General features: G+C 71.1%; 15 protein-coding genes. 5 read left to right on the top strand and 10 right to left on the bottom strand.

From position 1 onward, the window contains the following. Nucleotides 1-9: 9 nt before the first annotated feature. The 4 genes from ACN27F_RS22485 to ACN27F_RS22470 are packed head-to-tail and all read right to left on the bottom strand — an operon-like array spanning nucleotide 10 to nucleotide 3,657. Nucleotides 10-708, bottom strand: coding sequence for an ABC transporter permease subunit (locus tag ACN27F_RS22485; RefSeq protein WP_421440400.1), 699 nt, complete (start codon nucleotides 706-708; stop codon nucleotides 10-12). An 18-nt stretch (nucleotides 709-726) separates the two neighbouring features. Continuing rightward, nucleotides 727-1,776 (bottom strand): ABC transporter ATP-binding protein, encoded by a 1,050-nt coding sequence (locus ACN27F_RS22480; RefSeq protein ID WP_421436540.1) that lies wholly within the window; start codon nucleotides 1,774-1,776, stop codon nucleotides 727-729. Continuing rightward, complete coding sequence (locus ACN27F_RS22475; protein ID WP_421436538.1) at nucleotides 1,773-2,693, bottom strand: ABC transporter permease; 921 nt, start codon at nucleotides 2,691-2,693, stop codon at nucleotides 1,773-1,775. Before ACN27F_RS22475 ends, ACN27F_RS22480 begins: the two co-directional genes overlap by 4 nt. Next, entirely contained in the window at nucleotides 2,680-3,657 is a 978-nt protein-coding gene (locus ACN27F_RS22470) for an ABC transporter ATP-binding protein (protein WP_421436536.1), read from the bottom strand. The genes ACN27F_RS22475 and ACN27F_RS22470 overlap by 14 nt, the downstream gene beginning before the upstream one ends. 209 nt (nucleotides 3,658-3,866) lie before the next feature. Here ACN27F_RS22470 and cysC point away from each other — a divergent pair, with 209 nt between their 5' ends. The 5 genes from cysC to galT all read left to right on the top strand — a co-directional run bounded on the left by cysC (nucleotide 3,867) and on the right by galT (nucleotide 10,721). Next, nucleotides 3,867-5,396, top strand: coding sequence for an adenylyl-sulfate kinase (gene cysC / locus ACN27F_RS22465; RefSeq protein WP_421436535.1), 1,530 nt, complete (start codon nucleotides 3,867-3,869; stop codon nucleotides 5,394-5,396). A gap of 172 nt (nucleotides 5,397-5,568) precedes the next feature. Beyond that, complete coding sequence (locus tag ACN27F_RS22460) at nucleotides 5,569-6,501, top strand: sulfotransferase (protein ID WP_421436533.1); 933 nt, start codon at nucleotides 5,569-5,571, stop codon at nucleotides 6,499-6,501. A gap of 172 nt (nucleotides 6,502-6,673) precedes the next feature. After that, a complete protein-coding gene (locus ACN27F_RS22455; protein WP_421436531.1) occupies nucleotides 6,674-8,839 on the top strand; it encodes a beta-galactosidase in 2,166 nt (721 codons plus the stop codon). Next, on the top strand, nucleotides 8,839-9,609 hold the full coding sequence (locus ACN27F_RS22450; protein ID WP_421436530.1) for a DeoR/GlpR family DNA-binding transcription regulator: 771 nt from the start codon (nucleotides 8,839-8,841) through the stop codon (nucleotides 9,607-9,609). The genes ACN27F_RS22455 and ACN27F_RS22450 overlap by 1 nt, the downstream gene beginning before the upstream one ends. A 20-nt stretch (nucleotides 9,610-9,629) precedes the next feature. Continuing rightward, on the top strand, nucleotides 9,630-10,721 hold the full coding sequence (galT, locus tag ACN27F_RS22445) for a galactose-1-phosphate uridylyltransferase (RefSeq protein ID WP_421436527.1): 1,092 nt from the start codon (nucleotides 9,630-9,632) through the stop codon (nucleotides 10,719-10,721). A gap of 245 nt (nucleotides 10,722-10,966) precedes the next feature. On the opposite strand, the gene ACN27F_RS22440 is transcribed toward galT, so the two are convergent. From ACN27F_RS22440 to purN, 6 genes are all read right to left on the bottom strand, one after another. After that, on the bottom strand, nucleotides 10,967-12,184 hold the full coding sequence (locus tag ACN27F_RS22440) for an NADP-dependent isocitrate dehydrogenase (RefSeq protein WP_421436524.1): 1,218 nt from the start codon (nucleotides 12,182-12,184) through the stop codon (nucleotides 10,967-10,969). A gap of 195 nt (nucleotides 12,185-12,379) precedes the next feature. Continuing rightward, nucleotides 12,380-13,330, bottom strand: a complete 951-nt coding sequence (gene mdh, locus ACN27F_RS22435; RefSeq protein WP_421436523.1) for a malate dehydrogenase — start codon at nucleotides 13,328-13,330, stop codon at nucleotides 12,380-12,382. 93 nt (nucleotides 13,331-13,423) lie between these two features. Further along, nucleotides 13,424-14,296 (bottom strand): bifunctional methylenetetrahydrofolate dehydrogenase/methenyltetrahydrofolate cyclohydrolase, encoded by an 873-nt coding sequence (locus tag ACN27F_RS22430; RefSeq protein ID WP_421436521.1) that lies wholly within the window; start codon nucleotides 14,294-14,296, stop codon nucleotides 13,424-13,426. Between the two features lie 70 nt (nucleotides 14,297-14,366). Beyond that, nucleotides 14,367-14,966, bottom strand: coding sequence for a pentapeptide repeat-containing protein (locus ACN27F_RS22425; protein ID WP_421436518.1), 600 nt, complete (start codon nucleotides 14,964-14,966; stop codon nucleotides 14,367-14,369). Between the two features lie 12 nt (nucleotides 14,967-14,978). Then, nucleotides 14,979-16,610, bottom strand: coding sequence for a bifunctional phosphoribosylaminoimidazolecarboxamide formyltransferase/IMP cyclohydrolase (purH, locus tag ACN27F_RS22420; protein WP_421436517.1), 1,632 nt, complete (start codon nucleotides 16,608-16,610; stop codon nucleotides 14,979-14,981). Beyond that, nucleotides 16,607-17,221 carry a phosphoribosylglycinamide formyltransferase gene (gene purN / locus ACN27F_RS22415; RefSeq protein WP_421436514.1) on the bottom strand — a complete coding sequence of 205 codons (615 nt, stop codon included), beginning with the start codon at nucleotides 17,219-17,221 and terminating at the stop codon, nucleotides 16,607-16,609. Before purN ends, purH begins: the two co-directional genes overlap by 4 nt. Nucleotides 17,222-17,236: the final 15 nt, after the last annotated feature.

Here is a 17,236-nt window from a genome sequence, read left to right as displayed (position 1 = left end):
CCCGTCGGGTCAGCTGGTCTCGCCGGCCACGCTGAACGACCGGAGCCGGTCGACGGCGAGCACGGTGAACACGAGCGCGATCACCACCGTCATGATCGCCGACACGGTCACCGAGACCTGACCGTCGAAGAGCGTGGTGGCGGCGATCCGGTCGGCGAACGTGATCACGTACTGCTGCACCGACAACACCCGGGTGCCGGACACGAAATTGCCCAGCAGCCCTTCCCAGACCAGTACGTAGACCAGGCCGAGCAGCACCGGCCGGCGGGTGAGCAGGCTCAGGGCCAGGAAGAACGCCGAGTACGCCAGCGCGCCGGCGGCGCCCGCCACGACCAGGGCCAGGCCGAGGCGCACCGACTCGGCCAGCACGCCGGCGACGTACAGCGGCACCGCCACGGTGAGCGCGGTCACACCGACCGCGACGGCGAGCTTCGGCAGCACGATCTGCCAGCGGGGCAGCGGCTTGCTGAGGATGTGCACGATCGTGCCGTCGTCGATCTCGGAACCGAGCACCCCGGTGCCGACGATCAGCGCGATCACCGGCAGCACCACCGCCAGGCCCAGCCCGATCAGCACCGGTTGCGCCCAGTTGTGCGGCGACACTCCCATCCAGCGGGCCAGCACCGCGAGCACGATCACCAGCGCCGGAAGCGGCAGCAGGAACAGGAAACGCCGCCGGCCGAACAACCCGCGCGCGGTGATCCACATGATGGTCGAGTTCACGGCTCATGCCTCCACGAGGTAGGAGAAGACGCTCTCCAGGGATTCGTCCGAGGGCAGCAGGCGGTGCACCCGGATCTTCTCGGCGAGCGCGATCCGGGGCAGGGCCCGGGTGAAGCTGCCGTAGTCACCGGCCCGGACGGTCAGCCCACCGCCGACGACCAGGTCGACGCCGGTCACCGACTCGTGGCGCAGCAGCGCCACCGCGAGTGCCCGGTCGTCGCTGGACTGCACCGCGAACACGTGCGGCCGGTTGGTCATCAGCCGCCGGATGGTCCGGAAGTCGCCGGAGGCGGCCAGCCGCCCGGCGACCATCACCTGCACGGTGCCGGAAACCTGCTCGACCTCCTCCAGAATGTGCGAGCTGAACAGGATCGTCCGGCCGGCGTCGCCGAGGGAGTGCAGCAGGGTCATCATGTGCATCCGCTGGCGCGGGTCCATGCCGTTGAACGGCTCGTCGAGCAGCAGCACCGCCGGGTCGTGGACGAGCGCCGCGGCGACCCGGGTCCGCTGGCGCATGCCTTTGGAGTAGGTGCCGATCCGCCGGTCCTGCGCCGGGGTCATCTCGACCAGTTCCAGCGCCCGCCGGGCGGCCGCCGCCGGGTCGGGCAGCCGGTGCAGCCGGGCGCTGGCCAGCACGAACTCGCGGGCGGTGAGGAAACCGTGCACCGCCTCCCGTTCGCTGACCAGGCCGAGCCTGCGGTATACGGCGGGATTGCGCCAGGTCGGCGCGCCGTCGACGGTGACAGTGCCCCGGGACGGGGCGAGGAAGCCGGCCATCATGTGCAGCAGCGTGGTCTTGCCGGCGCCGTTGGGGCCGAGCAGGCCGGTGACCCCGGCGCCGAGACGCATGGTGATGTCGTTGACCGCGACGACGTTGCCGTACCAGCGGGACACGCCGGTCAGGTCCAGCGTGCTGCCGACTTCACCCGCGCCGGAGGCGGCCGGGCCACGGTCGGTGCGGGCGGCCGACGCCGCCTGCCCGGCCTGCGCGTCGACGGCGGTCTGGGCGGCAGCGTTGGTTTCGGCGGTGACGCCGGGCGTGGCGGAGGTCATTGGCGGGCCGCCTTCCGGTAGCGGGCGAGCAGGACAGCGGTGCAGCCGGCGATCAGTCCGACGGTGACCAGCGCGTACACCGGTCCGAAGTCGCCGATGCCCATGCCGCCCTCCTGATTGGTGACCAACGCGTCGCGAAACAGCCAGATCCCGGTGCCCTGCACCAGGCTGGACGGGGCGGCCAGCCCGGCGAGCTGGTTGGCCGTGGTGGACGGCAGCACCGACAGCACGCCGACGATCGGGGTGGTCATCAGAAAGACCGCGACGATCCCGCCGGCGGCGAAGGCACGCTTGCCGGTGATGGCCGCGACGACCAGGCCGATGCCACCGAACACCACCGCCCACAGCAGCGCGTACCCCAGTCCGGGCAGCAGATCGGTGAATTCGTTCCACACCCCGCTCCAGCCGGCGTCCGTGGTGAACGCCCCACCGAGGAACATCACCACCTGCGGGGCACCGAGCAGCAGGAACACCGCGGTGGCCAGGGCGGCGAACTTGGCCAGCGGGTAGTCGGCGATCCGCAACGGCCGGGAGAAGTACAACGGCAGCACTCCGCTGCCGAGATCCCGGGAGACCAGTTCGGGCGCCACCACCGCGACGAAGAAGATCACCAGCCAGCTCATCGTGTCGGCGAACTGCGCGTAGCCGAGGACCACCTGGCCGATCTGGGCGCGGATGGCCACGAGCGCGGCGGCGACCACCACCACGACCCCGACGATGAACCAGGGGAAGATCTTCGCCTTGGCACTGCGGCCCAGCCCGAAGGCGGTACGCAGGCTGTGCCCGTACAGTGCGCCGACGACGTGCCGGCGGCTGAGTCGGGGGCCGGTGTAGCGCTGGTACCCGATGTCGTGGATCACTCCGGCGGGCGCGGCACCGCCGGGAGCGCCGATGGGAGTCTGCTCAAGCGTCGACACGGGTGTCCCCCTCCTGCGGCTGGGTCGGTGCGAACAGTTCGGCGACCCGGTGGCGGCGCTGGTCGAGCCGGTGCAGCGGCAGGTCCAACTCGACGACTGCGGCGAGGATCCGGTCATGCACGTCGGAGCCGACGTCGGTACCAGAGCCGACGTCGCTGCCGGCGCCGGTTGGCGCGGCTACCGGCACCAGCAGCAGCCGGCCCTCCTGACGGACCGGCAGTTGGTCGGCGACCAGCCGGGCGGCGAGTTGTTCGGTGCCCTCGCTCACCTCGATGGCGAGCACGTCGCTGGTGGTGGTCATGTCGGACAGCTGGGCCGAGCGCAGCAGCCGGCCGCCGTCGATGGCGATCAGCGAGTCGCAGATCCGTTCGACCTCACCCAGCAGGTGCGAGCAGACCACCACCGAGATACCGAACTCGGTGCCGATCCGGTGGATCAGGGCCAACATGGCGTCGCGCCCGGCCGGGTCGAGGCCGTTGGTCGGCTCGTCGAGCAGCAGCAGGTCCGGGTCGTGCACCAGTGCCTGGGCCAGTTTCACCCGCTGTTTCATGCCGGTGGAGTAGCCGCCGATCTGGCGGTAGCGCTCCTCGTACAACCCGACGTGACGCAGCGCCTCGGAGGCCCGTTCCCGGGCGGCGGTGCGCGGCAGGCCGCTGATCCGCCCGAGGTGGGTGACGAACTCGGCGGCGCTCAGATCAGGTGGCAGGCAGTCGTTCTCCGGCATGTACCCGACCCGGGCGCGGACCGCCGCAGCGTCGGTGGTGGGGTCCAGGCCCAGCACCCGGGCCCGCCCGCTGGTCGGCGCCAGCAGGCCCAGCAGAATCTTGATCAGGGTCGACTTGCCGGCACCGTTGGCGCCGATCAGGCCGACGATGCCCGGCTCGACGTCGACGGTCAGGTCGGCCAACGCCGTCACCCGCCCGCCGTACGTCTTGGTCAGCGCATCGGTTGCGATGAGAGTCACCCGATCAGCGTAGAAACCGCCCGCACCGTTCGGGATGGGGTTTACCCCTGGACGCACCCTGAATACCGCACCGGCCGGCACCACTAGGGGTCTGGGTCTCCCACGGTAGCGGCGACGGCACATCACGCTATGGCCACAGACTGGCCGTGCCAGTCTCGACCCACGGGCGGTCGGCTGCGAAACTGTGAGCTGATCCATTGGGGGGTGTGATGACCGACGGCTGGGTGCTGCCGGACGACGTGCTGCGGGACGCGCCAACGTTCACGCCACGGCCGTACGAACTCGCCGACCTGGAGTTGATTCTGTCCGGCGCGTACGCCCCACTGACCGGCTTCCACACCCGGGCCGACCTGTCCTCGCTGGGTCGGCGGGGTCGGCTGGCCGACGGCACGCTCTGGCCGGTGCCGGTCACCGTGGAGGTGCCGGCGGGTCTGATCGCCGGCCTCGACCTCGAGGATCCGGTGCACCGGGTGTTGATCCTCACCGACCCCGAAGGCGCCCCGGTCGCCGCGCTGGACGTGTCCGACGCGTGGCCGAGCCGGGACGGCTTCTCGGCGGTCGGTGGTCAGGTCCGCCGGCTCGGCGACGCCAGTCACGGCCTGTTCCAGCGGCTGCGGCGCACCCCGGAAGAGGTACGGGCGCTACTGCCGCCCGGGCGGGTGCTCGGGGTGGTGGCCGACCGCCCGCTGCACCGCCCGCAACTGGCGCAGATCGCCCACGCGGCCCGTACCCTCGCGGCGCATCTGCTGATCCTGATCCCGGTGGCCGACAGCGGGCCGATCGGTCTGGCGCCGGAGGTGCTCGTCCGGGCGATCTTCGCCGCGCGCGACCGGATGCCGCCGGCCACGTTGGTCGCGGTGCCACTGGCCAGGCGCGGCGACGAGATCCGCGACGCCCTCCTGCGGGCCAGGGTGGCGGCCGCGTACGGCGTGACCCACCTGCTGTCCACCGGCGAGATGCTCTCTGGTGGCGGCCCCCGCGTGCTGGTCCCTCGGGAGCTGGCCTACGACAACCGCGATGGCCAGTGGCGGTGGCGCGACGACATCCCGCCACGCAACCGGCGGTCGGCGTTACGCCAGGACGAGATCGACGACCTGCTCGATCGCGGGTTCCCGCTGCCGGAGTGGCACACACCGCCAGCGGTGGCCCGGGAGCTGGCCCGCGCCCGCCCGCCACGGCGGCATCGTGGCCTGGTGGTGTTCTTCACCGGCTTCTCCGGCTCGGGCAAGTCGACCATCGCCCGGGGGGTGGCCGACGCGCTGCGGGAGAGCGGCGACCGGACGGTCACGCTGCTCGACGGCGACGTGGTCCGGCGGGAGCTGTCCGCCGGGTTGACCTTCTCCAAGGCGGACCGGGATCGCAACGTACGACGGATCGGCTGGGTGGCGGCGGAGGTGGGCCGGCATCACGGGGTGGCGATCTGCTGCCCGATCGCGCCGTACGAGTCGGCCCGCGCCGCGGCCCGGCAGATGGCCGCCGACGCCGGCGCCGGTTTCCTACTGGTCTGGGTCTCGACGCCGCTGCAGGTCTGCGAGGCCCGCGACCGCAAGGGCCTGTACGCCAAGGCACGGGCCGGCCAGTTGACCGGGATGACCGGCATCGACGACCCGTACGAGGAACCGACCGATGCCGAACTCGTGCTGGACACCTCCGCGATGACCGTCGACCAAGGCGTGCTGGCGGTGCTGCATCATCTCACCGAGACCGGTTGGGTGGAGCCGCGCCTGCAGTCGGCCTGACGGCGGCGTCCGATCCCGATCCCGGTCCCTGCCCCGGTAGCCGGTCCCCTGTCCCGGTAGCCGACCGACTTTCCAGATGACGGGAAGTCGGTCCGCCGGCCGGTCCGCCCGGAACGTCGATTCCGTTTATCCCCGTGACGGATGTTGCGCCCGCGCGTGGAAGGAGAAACGGATGCCGCGACGCAGCCGGCTTCCGGAACCGCTGCGCCGGATCGTGCATGCCGGCTCCCGGTCGTACGGCCGGTGGACCGCCCTGCGCCGGGTGCTGCCGTCGTTGCTGATCTGTGGCGGCCATCGCTGCGGAACAGCCGGGCTGCACCAGATGCTGGCCGCCCACCCGCTGGTGCTGCGCTCGGCGCGCCGTGACGGAGTCAGTTTCTTCGACACCTCCTACGAACGCGGAATGGACTGGTACCGCGGGCATTTCCCGCGCCAGCGCACCGCCCGGCGGCTGCAGCGGCGCCACGGTGGCGCCGCGAATGCGTTCGAGACCAGCCCTTACTACCTGTACCACCCGTACGCGGCGGTACGGATCGCCCGTGACCTGCCCGGGGCGAGGTTGCTGGTGATGGTCCGGGATCCGGTCGACCGGGCGTGGTCGCACTTTCAGGCCGAGCGGGCCGCCGGGCACGAGCCGGAGCCGTCGTTCGCCCGCGCGCTCGCGCTGGAGTCGGCCCGGCTGCGGGGCCAGGAGGAGCGGCTCGGAGTGGAGGCCGGATACCGCAGCTTCGCCCACCGGCACCACGCCTACCGTCAGCGCGGCGAGTACGCCCGTTACCTGGAGCGGTTGGCCGGCCAGGTAGGCCGGGAGCGGATTCACGTGGTCGAGGCGGAACGGCTGTGGCTACTGCCCGACGAGGTGTACGCCGAAGTACTGTCTTTTCTGGACCTGCCGCAGCTCGGTCCGCCTCCGCCGCTGCCACCACTGTCGCGACTCGACGCTCCGCCGACCGGGTCCGACGCCTCGCCCGCGGAGTCGACCCACCCGGGTGTGCGGACCCGCCGCGAGTTGTCCGCCTACTTCGCGCCGCACGACAGGCAACTCACCAGCTGGCTCGGCCGCCCGCCGATCTGGCGCATCCCGATCGAGGAGGAGACCCCGTGAATACCATCTCCACGAGGACCGAGGCACCGGCGACGCCGGCCGAGCCGGCCTCGGCGGACCGCAGGATGTCGCCCCACCCGGATGCCACGACCTGGTAGCAGTGCTCTTCCGCTCGCCTCCGGCTGCGCGATAGTGTTCGTATCTGTTTGATTGGGTTCGAGCACGTGGGGGCATGGTGGGATTCCACGGCACCGTCGGGTCCGCGGGCGAAGCGGCACATCTGGTGCCGGCGGTCGGTCGGCTCAGCTACGGCGGCGACTACAACCCGGAGCAGTGGCCTGAGGAGGTCTGGCCGCAGGACGTCGCGCTGATGCGCGAAGCCGGGGTGAACCTGGTGAGCGTAGCGGTGTTCGGCTGGGCCTGGCTGGAGCCGGCCCCCGGCGAATACACCTTCGACCGGCTGGACCGCATCCTCGACCTGTTGCACGACGGTGGGATCCGGGTCGATCTGGCCACCGCCACGGCCTCGCCGCCGATCTGGTTCTCGCACGCCCACCCGCAGACGCTGCCGGTCGACGTCGACGGACGGCGACTCACCTATGGCAGCCGGCAGGCGATCTGCCCCAGCTCGCCGGCCTACCGGTCGGCGGCCACCCGGCTCACCGAGCAACTCGCCCGCCGCTACCACGATCATCCCGCTCTGGCGCTGTGGCACGTGCACAACGAGTACGCGTGTCACAACGCGCACTGCTACTGCGACGTCTCGGCCGCCGCGTTCCGTCGGTGGCTCGGCAAGCGGTACGACGACCTGGCCGCGCTCAACGATGCCTGGGGGACCGCGTTCTGGTCACAGACGTACACCGACTGGGCGCAGGTGCAACCGCCCCGGGCCACGCCGACCTCGTCGAATCCCGGACAGGTCCTCGACTGGCGGCGGTTCAGTTCGGACGAGCACCTGGCGTGCTTCATCGCCGAGCGTGACCTGCTGCACGCCATCTCACCCGGCGTGCCGGTCACCACCAACCTGATGAGCGCCAGCTGCGCCAACCTCGACTACTGGGCCTGGGCCCGGGAGCTGACCGGGCCGGACCGGTTGGTGTCCAACGATCATTACCTGGTCGCCACGGACCCACGGGAGCCGCCCGCGCAGATCGCGTACGCCGCCGACCTGACCCGGTCGTTTGCCGGCGGCCCGTGGCTGTTGATGGAGCATTCCACCAGCGCCGTCAACTGGCAGCCCCGCAATCTGGCCAAGCCGGCGGGCCAACTGATCCGCGACGCTCTCGGCCACGTCGCGCGCGGCTCCGAGGGCGCGATGTACTTCCAGTGGCGGGCCAGCCGGGCCGGCAGCGAGAAGTGGCATTCGGCGATGCTGCCGCACGCCGGCACCGAGTCGAAGATCTGGCGCGAGGTGACCCGCCTCGGCCGGCACCTCGCCGCGCTGGCCGACATCGAAGGATCCCGGACCGAGGCACCGGTGGCCGTCCTGCTCGACTACGCCAGCGGCTGGGCGCAGGAAGCGCCGAACCAGCCGAGCACGGACATGACCGCGTTCGCCGAGATCGCCCGCTGGCACGCCGCGCTCTGGCGGGCCGGGATCACCGCCGACCTGGCTCCGCCGCAGGCCGACCTGACCGGATACCGGCTGGTCCTCGCTCCCGCGCTCTACCTGATCGACGACGCCGCGGCGGTCAACCTGCGCGGGTACGTCGAACGGGGCGGGACGCTGCTGGTCGGACCGTACAGCGGGATGGTCGACGAGTACGACCGGGTCCGCCCGGCCCCGCTGCCCGGCGCACTCGCCGGGCTACTCGGGATCCGGGTCGACGAGTTCCACCCGCTACCCGCCGAGAAGACGGTCGGGCTCGCTGTCGCGGCCGGGCCGGCCGGCGGCACCGCAGGCGGCCCGGTCGGCAGCACCAACCCGCCGACGGCCAGCGGGATCGACCTGCTGGCGAGCGGGGCGATCGGCCTGGTGTGGACCGAGTCGCTGGAGCCGGCCGGCGCCGAGGTCCTGGCCCGGTACGTCGACGGGCCGGTGGCCGGGCAGCCGGCACTGACCTGGCACCGGGTCGGGGCCGGGCTCGCCTGGTACGCCGGTACCAGGTTGGCCGACGGGCCGCTGCGGACCCTGCTCGGCGCACTCGCCGGCCGTACCGGCGTGAAGCCGGCGCACCCGGTGCCGCCGGGAGTGGAGGCGGTGCGCCGGCGGCACACCGACGGCCGGTCGTACCTGTTCCTGCTCAACCACACCGCGGCCGCGGCACAGGTGGACGCGGCCGGCACCGCCCCGCTCACCGGCACCGACCTGCTGACCGGCGACCGTTGGGCCGGCACCGGCACGATCCCGGCCGGCGGCGTCGTCGTCCTCGCCGAGCAGCCGTCGGGAACCCGCTGATGCTGGCGCCGCAGCGGCAGGCGGCCATCCTGGACCGGGTCCGGGCCACCGGCGGAGTGCGGGTCAGCGACCTGGCCACCGAGCTCGGGGTCTCGGACATGACCATCCGCCGCGACCTGGACATTCTGGCCGACCGTGGGCTGCTGGCGAAGGTGCACGGCGGGGCGACGCCGCTCGATCCGGGTGCGACCGACGAGCCCGGGTTCGCGGCCAAATCGGCCCGACAGCGTACGGAGAAGGCCGCGATCGCCGCGCGGGCCGCGCAACTGGTCGCTCCGGGCGGGGCGGTGGCCCTGTCCGCCGGGACCACCACCGCGGAACTCGCCCGCCGCCTGGTCGACGTCGCCGGATTGACCGTGGTGACCAACTCGGTGCCGGTCGCCGACGTGTTCTACCGCGGTGGCCGCGGTGACCAGACGGTCATTCTCACCGGTGGTGTCCGGACGCCGTCGGACGCGTTGGTCGGGCCGGTGGCCGTGACAGCCATCCGTGGTCTGCACGTGGACCTGCTCTTCCTCGGCGTACACGGAATGAGCGAGCGGGCCGGCTACACCACCCCGAACCTGATGGAGTCAGACACCAACCGGGCGTTGATCGCCGCCGCCGCCCGGTTGGTGGTGCTCGCCGACCACACCAAGTGGGACACGGTCGGTATCTCGTCGATGGCGCCGCTGGCGCAGGCGCAGCTGGTGGTCACCGATGCCGGGACGACCGCCCCGGCTCGATCCACACTGCTCGATCATGGCGTCGAGCTGCTGATCGCCGACTGAGGCCGATAGGGGACGCGAACATGAAGCGCAGTACGACACTACTTGCCGATGGGCGGGAGTTGATCTACTTCGACGAGCACGACGACGCGGTCCGGCAGGGACCGGACCAACGTGACCTGCCGCCACCGCCGCCCGCCTCGGAGCTCCGCTTCGACCCGCTGACCGACGAGTGGGTCGCGATCGCCGCCCACCGGCAGACCAGGACCTTCCTGCCGCCGAGCGACCAGTGCCCGTTGTGTCCGTCGCGGCCCGGTCGGGCCAGCGAGATCCCGGCCCACGACTACGACGTGGCGGTCTTCGAGAACCGTTTCCCGTCGCTCAGCGACCGGATCCCGGCTGACCCGGACGGGTTCGCCCAGGTCACCCCGTTCACCGCAGCCCGGCCCGGGGTCGGCCGATGTGAAGTGGTCTGCTTCACCGCCGAGCACGACACCTCGTTCGCCGCGCTACCGCCGTCGCGGGTGCGTACCGTCATCGACGCGCTGGCCGACCGGACCGCCGAGCTGTCCCGGCTGGACGGGGTGGAGCAGGTGTTCTGCTTCGAGAACCGGGGGGTGGAGATCGGCGTCACGCTGCACCACCCGCACGGGCAGATCTACGCGTACCCGTTCGTGACCCCGCGCACCCGGTCGATGCTCGCCGCCGCCCGCCGGCACGCCGAGCGGACCGGTGGCCGCAGTCTGTACGCCGACGTGCTCACCGCTGAACGGGCCGCCGGCGAACGCGTGGTGGTGGCCAACGACCGGTGGACGGCGTACGTGCCGGCAGCGGCGCGGTGGCCGTTCGAGGTACAGGTGGCGCCGCACCGGCAACTGCCGGACATCGCGGCGCTCGACGACGCCGAGCGGGATTCGTTCGGCACGCTCTATCTGGACGTGCTGGGACGCTTCGACCGGCTGTTCGACAGCCCGCAGGGCACGCCCTACATCTCCGCGTGGCATCAGGCGCCGGTGCACCGCGATCGCGGACTGGGCTACCTGCACCTGCAGGTGTTCACGATCCGGCGGGCGGTGGACAAGCTGAAGTACCTGGCCGGTTCGGAGTCCGCGATGGGTGTGTTCATCAATGACGTACGCCCGGAGCAGGCGGCCGCGTTACTGCGCGCCGCTTGAGGTGCCCCACCGCCGGCGGCGATGCCGGGCACATGGTTGCGGGGGGCCCGGGACAGGGCCCCCCGCAGGGAAGGGACGGCAGGCTGCTGGTTCACAGCCGAGGATCGACCGCCGACGTCTTCGTTGCTCAGGGCGACCGTCGCCGGAGGATCCCCTCGGACGCGACTGGCACCACGTCCGACCTGTTCAACGACCGGCCTCAGGTACCGGTGACGGCACCCGGCCGCGGGTCGACCAACTCTCGATCAGGCGCCGAGCCGCTTGGCCAGGTTCGCGTCGAGCGCGGCCATGAACTCGTCGGTGGTCAGCCACGGCGCGTCGCGGTCCACCAGCAGGGCCAGGTCCTTGGTCATCTGCCCGCTCTCCACGGTGGCGACGCAGACCTGCTCCAGGGTGTCGGCGAACTCGGTCACCGCGGGCGTGCCGTCCAGCTTGCCACGGTGGGCCAGCCCACGGGTCCACGCGAAGATCGACGCGATCGGGTTGGTGGAGGTCTTCTCGCCCTTCTGCCACTGCCGGTAGTGCCGGGTGACCGTGCCGTGTGCGGCTTCGGCCTCCACCGTGCGCCCGTCCGGAGTCATCAGCACCGAGGTCATCAGGCCGAGCGAGCCGAAGCCCTGGGCGACCGTGTCGGACTGCACGTCACCGTCGTAGTTCTTGCAGGCCCAGACGAAACCGCCTTCCCACTTGAGGGCGGCGGCGACCATGTCGTCGATCAGCCGGTGCTCGTAGGTGATGCCGGCGGCGGCGAACTCGGTGGCGAACTCGGCCTCGTACACCTCGGCGAAGATGTCCTTGAACCGCCCGTCGTACGCCTTGAGGATGGTGTTCTTGGTCGACAGGTAGACCGGGTAGCCACGGTCCAGCCCGTAGCGCAGCGACGCCCGCGCGAAGTCCCGGATCGACTCGTCGAAGTTGTACATGCCCATCGCCACGCCGCCGCCGGGGAACTTCGCGACCTCCATCTCGATCGGCGCACCGCCGTCGTCCGGGGTGTAGGTGATGGTCACCGTGCCCGGTCCGGGCACCACGAAGTCCGACGCCTTGTACTGGTCGCCGTGCGCGTGCCGGCCGATGATGATCGGTTTGGTCCAGCCGGGCACCAGCCGGGGGACGTTGGCCATGATGATCGGCTCGCGGAAGACCACGCCACCGAGGATGTTACGGATCGTGCCGTTCGGCGAACGCCACATCTTCTTCAGCCCGAACTCCGCGACCCGCGCCTCGTCCGGGGTGATCGTGGCACACTTCACACCGACCCCGTACCGCTTGATGGCGTTGGCCGCGTCCACCGTCGCCTGGTCGTCGGTCGCGTCCCGGTGTTGGATCGACAGGTCGTAGTAGTGCAGGTCGACGTCGAGGTAGGGCAGGATCAGCTGCTCCCGGATCTGCTTCCAGATGATCCGGGTCATCTCGTCGCCGTCGAGCTCTACGACCGGGTTGGTTACCTTGATCTTCGCCATCGACCGGCGCTCCTCTCGGAAACTCGAACTAGCAGTACGAGCGTACTGGATCGGTGGACAACGGGGAGCAGCCGGTCAGCCGGGCAACAGCGCGGGACGTGGCAACCTCCCGGAAGAGCCGTCACCCCGTCCCGCACAGCGCCGCGCGGTGGGTACGCCGGACCGGCGTACCCACCGCGCGATGGGCCCGATGGTTCAGAGATCGGCCACGTCGGCCTGCTTGGCCCGGACCGCCTCCGCCGCTTCCTTGAGCGCGGCCAGCTCGGTCTCGGTCAGCTCGGTGGTGACCACCCGACGGACGCCGGCGGCACCGAGTTCGGCCTCGACCCCCAGGTAGACCCCGTCGATGCCGTACTCGCCGGACACCCAGGCGCAGACCGGCAGCACCGCGCCGGAATCCTCGGCCACCGCCTTGGCCATTCGCGCCGCCGCCGCCGACGGGGCGTAGTACGCCGATCCGGTCTTGAGCAGCGCCACCACCTCGGCACCGCCGTTACGGGTACGCACGACCAGCTCTTCGATCTTGTCGGCCGGCAGCAGCTCGGCGAGCGGTTTGCCGTTCACGGTGCACTGCGACGGCACCGGCACCATCGTGTCGCCGTGCGAGCCCAGGGTCAGCGTCCGCACCGCCGACACCGGTACGGCGAGCGTCTCGGCGACGAAGTTGGAGAACCGGGCGGTGTCCAGCATTCCGGCCTGCCCGAGTACCCGGTTCTTGGGGAACTGGGTGGCGAGCTGCGCCAGCGCGGTCATTTCGTCCAACGGGTTGGAGACCACGATGACCACCGCGTCCGGGGCGTACCGGGCGACGTTCTCGGCCACCCCACGGACGATTTTGGCGTTCACCTCCAGCAGGTCCATCCGGCTCATGCCCGGCTTGCGCGGCAGACCGGCGGTGATGATGACGATGTCCGAGCCCGAGATCGCCTCGTAGCCGGAACCGTCCGTCCCGGTGGTGGCGCCGACGACGGTGGTCTCGAAGCCCTCGATGGGTCGCGACTGGTTCATGTCGAGGGCCAGGCCCTCGGGCTTGCCTTCGATGATGTCGGTCAGCACGACGGTGTCGAAGACGTCGTACTCGGCCAGGCGCTGCGCGGTCGTCGAGCCGTAGAAGCCGGCACCGACGACGGTGACCTTCTTGCCCATAGTCGTCTCACTCCCTGCTACCGGGCGAATTTGACGGGACCGTATCAGCCAGGTAACGACCTGCCTGTCCAGGGCCGGGTGCGGAGACTCACCTCACCCGGCGGCGTGCCGACGCTCGGCCAGCTCCACCACGTTGGTGAGCAGCATGGCCCGGGTCATCGGGCCGATACCACCCGGCACCGGGGCCAACGCACCGGCGACCTCGGCCACGTCGGGCGCCACGTCCCCGGTGTACTGGCCCTTGCCGTTCTCACCGATCACCCGGGTGATCCCGACGTCGATCACGGTCGTCCCTGGCGTGATCATCTCGGCGGTGATCAGCCCGGGTACACCGGCGGCGGCGATCACGATGTCCGCGCGACGGGTGTGGTCGCCCAGGTCGAGAGTGCCGGTGTGGCAGAGCGTGACGGTCGCGTTCTCGCTGCGTCGGGTGAGCAGCAGACCCAGCGGGCGACCCACCGTGGTACCCCGGCCGATCACCACCACCTCGGCTCCCCGGATCCGGACGTCATTGCGACGCAGCAACTCGACGATCCCGCGCGGGGTGCAGGCGACCGGCGCGTCGTAGCCGAGGACCAGCCGGCCGAGGCTGATCGGGTGCAGCCCGTCGGCGTCCTTGTCCGGGTCGACCCGCTCCAGCACCCGCTGCGTGTCGAGGTGCGCCGGCATCGGCAGCTGGACCAGGTAGCCGTCGCACGCCGGATCCGCGTTCAACTCGTCGACCACCGCCGCCACCTGCTCCTGGGTGGCGTCGGCCGGCAGGTCCCGGCGGATCGAAGCGATCCCTACCTCGGCACAGTCCCGATGCTTGCCGTTCACGTACGCGTGGGAGCCGGGATCGTCGCCTACCAGCACCGTGCCGAGCCCTGGAACCGTACCCCGCTCGGCCAGTGCCTTGACCCGTGCGCGCAAGTTGTCCTTGATGGCGGCGGCGGCCGCCTTACCGTCCAGAATCGTTGCCGTCACGTAGCCGATCGTCTCACGTCACCCGATCCTGCCTGACCAGCACCTCTGGCCCGGCCCTCGCCGCAGCGTCTCACGGGCGGACGTCGGCGCCGTAGGCGGCGGCGACCAGCACCGCCTGCGCCAGATCGATCCGGGCACCGGTCAGGTCGAGGCCACGCAACTCCACCCCGGCCAGCTCGGCACCGCGCAGGTCGGCGCCGCGCAACTGGGCGTTGGTCAGCCGGGCGTAGCCGAGATCGGCGCCGGTCAGGTCCGCCCGACACAGGTTCGCCTCGGTCAGATCGGTTTCGCGCAACCGAAGCCCGGCCAGTTTCACCGCCGTCAGATCCTGGCCGCGCAGCAGGGTGTACGCCCAGTCACCGCCGTCGACGTGCAACGGCCGCAGTGTGCAGTCCAGGAACTGGGTGCCGGTCAACTTGCAGTCCCGCAATGTCGCGTCAAAGAACGAGCAGTGCCGGATCACGCAGTGCAGCAACGCGCAGTGGGTGAAGGTCGCCGCGTTCGCTCGTACGTTGGCCAGCACGCAGTTGGTGAACACGCAGCCGGTGACGACCGCCTCGGTCAGGTCGACGTCGACGAACTCGCACCGCTCGAAATGGGTGCGTTCGATCTTGTCGAGCGCCCAGTCCGCGCCGACTATCCGCTCCTCGGTCCGGTGCCGCTGGGTCACGGACGCGCCGCCTCAGTGGAAGAAGTGCCGGGTGCCGGTCAGATACATGGTGACCCCGGCCGCGGCCGCCGCCGCGATCACCTCCTCGTCACGCATCGATCCGCCCGGTTGGACCACCGCCCGCACCCCGGCGTCGGCCAGCACCTGCAACCCGTCCGGGAACGGGAAGAACGCGTCCGACGCGGCGACCGCGCCCCGGGCCCGCTCGGCACCGGCCCGGCGCACCGCGAGGTGCGCGGCGTCGACCCGGTTCACCTGGCCCATCCCCACCCCGACGGTGGCTCCACCACTGGCCAGCAGGATCGCGTTGCTCTTCACCGACCGTACCGCCCGCCAGGCGAACACCAGATCGGCGAGCATGCCGTCACCGGCCGTCGGGCCGGTAGCCGGGGAGCCGATGGCCGGGGCACCGGTGACCAGCCGCCAGTTGACCGGATCGTCGCCGGGGGCGTCGATCCGGTCGGCCGTCTGCCCGAGTACGCCACCGCTGACCTGCCGCCACTGCACCCCGGCCGGTCGCCAGGCCGGGGCGACCAGCAGCCGCAGGTTCTTCTTCCTGGCCAGCACCTCCACCGCGCCCGGGTCGAACCCCGGCGCCACCACGACCTCGGTGAAGATCTCCGCGATCTGATCGGCCAGCGCCACGGTGACCGGCCGGTTCACCGCGATCACCCCGCCGAACGCGGAGACCGGGTCGCATGCGTGTGCCAGGCGGTGCGCCTGCGCGACGTCCGCGCCGATCGCGATACCGCACGGGTTGGCGTGCTTGATGATCGCCACCGCCGGCTCGGCGAAGTCGTTGACCGCCCGCCAGGCCGCGTCGGCGTCCACGTAGTTGTTGTACGACATCTCCTTGCCGTGCAACTGCTCGGCCTGGGCCAGCCCGACCGCGGCCGCCGGGTCCAGATAGAGAGCGGCCCGCTGGTGCGGGTTCTCGCCGTAGCGCAGCACACTGGCCCGACGCAGCGCGGTGCCGGCGAACTCGGGCCAGTCCACCGGGTCGGCGGCGTCGGCGCCGACCAGCTCCCGGGCGCACCAGTCGGCGACCGCGACGTCGTACTCGGCGATGTCGGCGAAGGCCCGGGCAGCCAATGCCCGGCGCTGCCGCAAGGTGAAACCACCGTCGACGAGCGCCTGCTCGACCAGCGGGTACGCCGACACCGAGGTGACCACCGTGACGCTGGCGTGGTTCTTGGCCGCGGCCCGCACCATCGCCGGCCCGCCGATGTCGATCTGTTCGACGCAACCGTCCAGGTCGGCACCGGAGGCGACGGTCTCGGTGAACGGATAGAGATTCGACACCAGCAGGTCGAACGGGGCGATGCCGAGATCGGCGAGCTGCCCGGCGTGGTCGGCCGAACGCAGGTCGGCCAGCAGCCCGGCGTGGATGTGCGGATGCAGGGTCTTGACCCGCCCGTCCAGGCACTCGGGGAATCCGGTGACGTCCTCGACCCGGACCACCGGTACGCCGGCCGCGGCGATGGTAGCCGCGGTGGAACCGGTGGAGACGATCTCCACACCGGCGGCGTGCAGCGCGGCGGCCAACTCGGCCAGGCCGGTCTTGTCGTAGACGCTCACCAGCGCCCGGCGTACCGGACGACGACCGTCGGTGCCCGGATCCGTCCGATCGTGACCGTGATTCATCCGATGGTGACCTTTCGGTGCGAGATGGTCCAACCCTGCCGGACGAGCCGACCGACGTACTCCACGAGCTGCGCCCGCTCCGCCTTCTTGATCCGCTCGGTCAGGCTGGCCTCGTCGTCGTCCGGTTCGACCGGGACGGCGACCTGGGCGATGATCGGTCCGGTATCGACGCCGGCGTCGACGAAGAAGAGCGTAGCGCCGGCCAGCTTCACGCCGTACACAAGCGCGTCGCGCGGACCGTGCATGCCGGGAAAGGCCGGTAGCAGCGAGTTGTGGGTGTTGATGTAGCGGTCGCCGAAGGCATCCAGGAACCGCGCACCCACCAGCTTCAAGAAGCCGGCGGACACGATCAGGTCGGGCCGGTGGGTGGCGACCTCGGCGGTGAGCGCGGCGTCCCAGTCCGTCCGACTCGGGTAATTGTTCACCGGGACGACGAAGGTCGCGATCCCGGCGGCTTTCGCACGGTTCAGCCCGGCGATCCCGTCCCGGTCCGCGCCGACGGCCACCACGACCGCGCCGTACGTCGGATCCGCCGTGGCGTCGAGCAACGCCTGCAGGTTGGTGCCGGAACCGGAGACGAGCACCACGAGCCGGGCCGGGGACGATGTCACCCGAGCACCCTACCC

Source organism: Solwaraspora sp. WMMB335, from assembly GCF_049179075.1.
In the GTDB taxonomy this organism is placed as follows: Bacteria; Actinomycetota; Actinomycetes; order Mycobacteriales; family Micromonosporaceae; genus Micromonospora_E.
The sequence above is the reverse complement of the archived record's forward strand: the minus strand, read 5'-3'. Positions and strand labels throughout refer to the sequence as shown.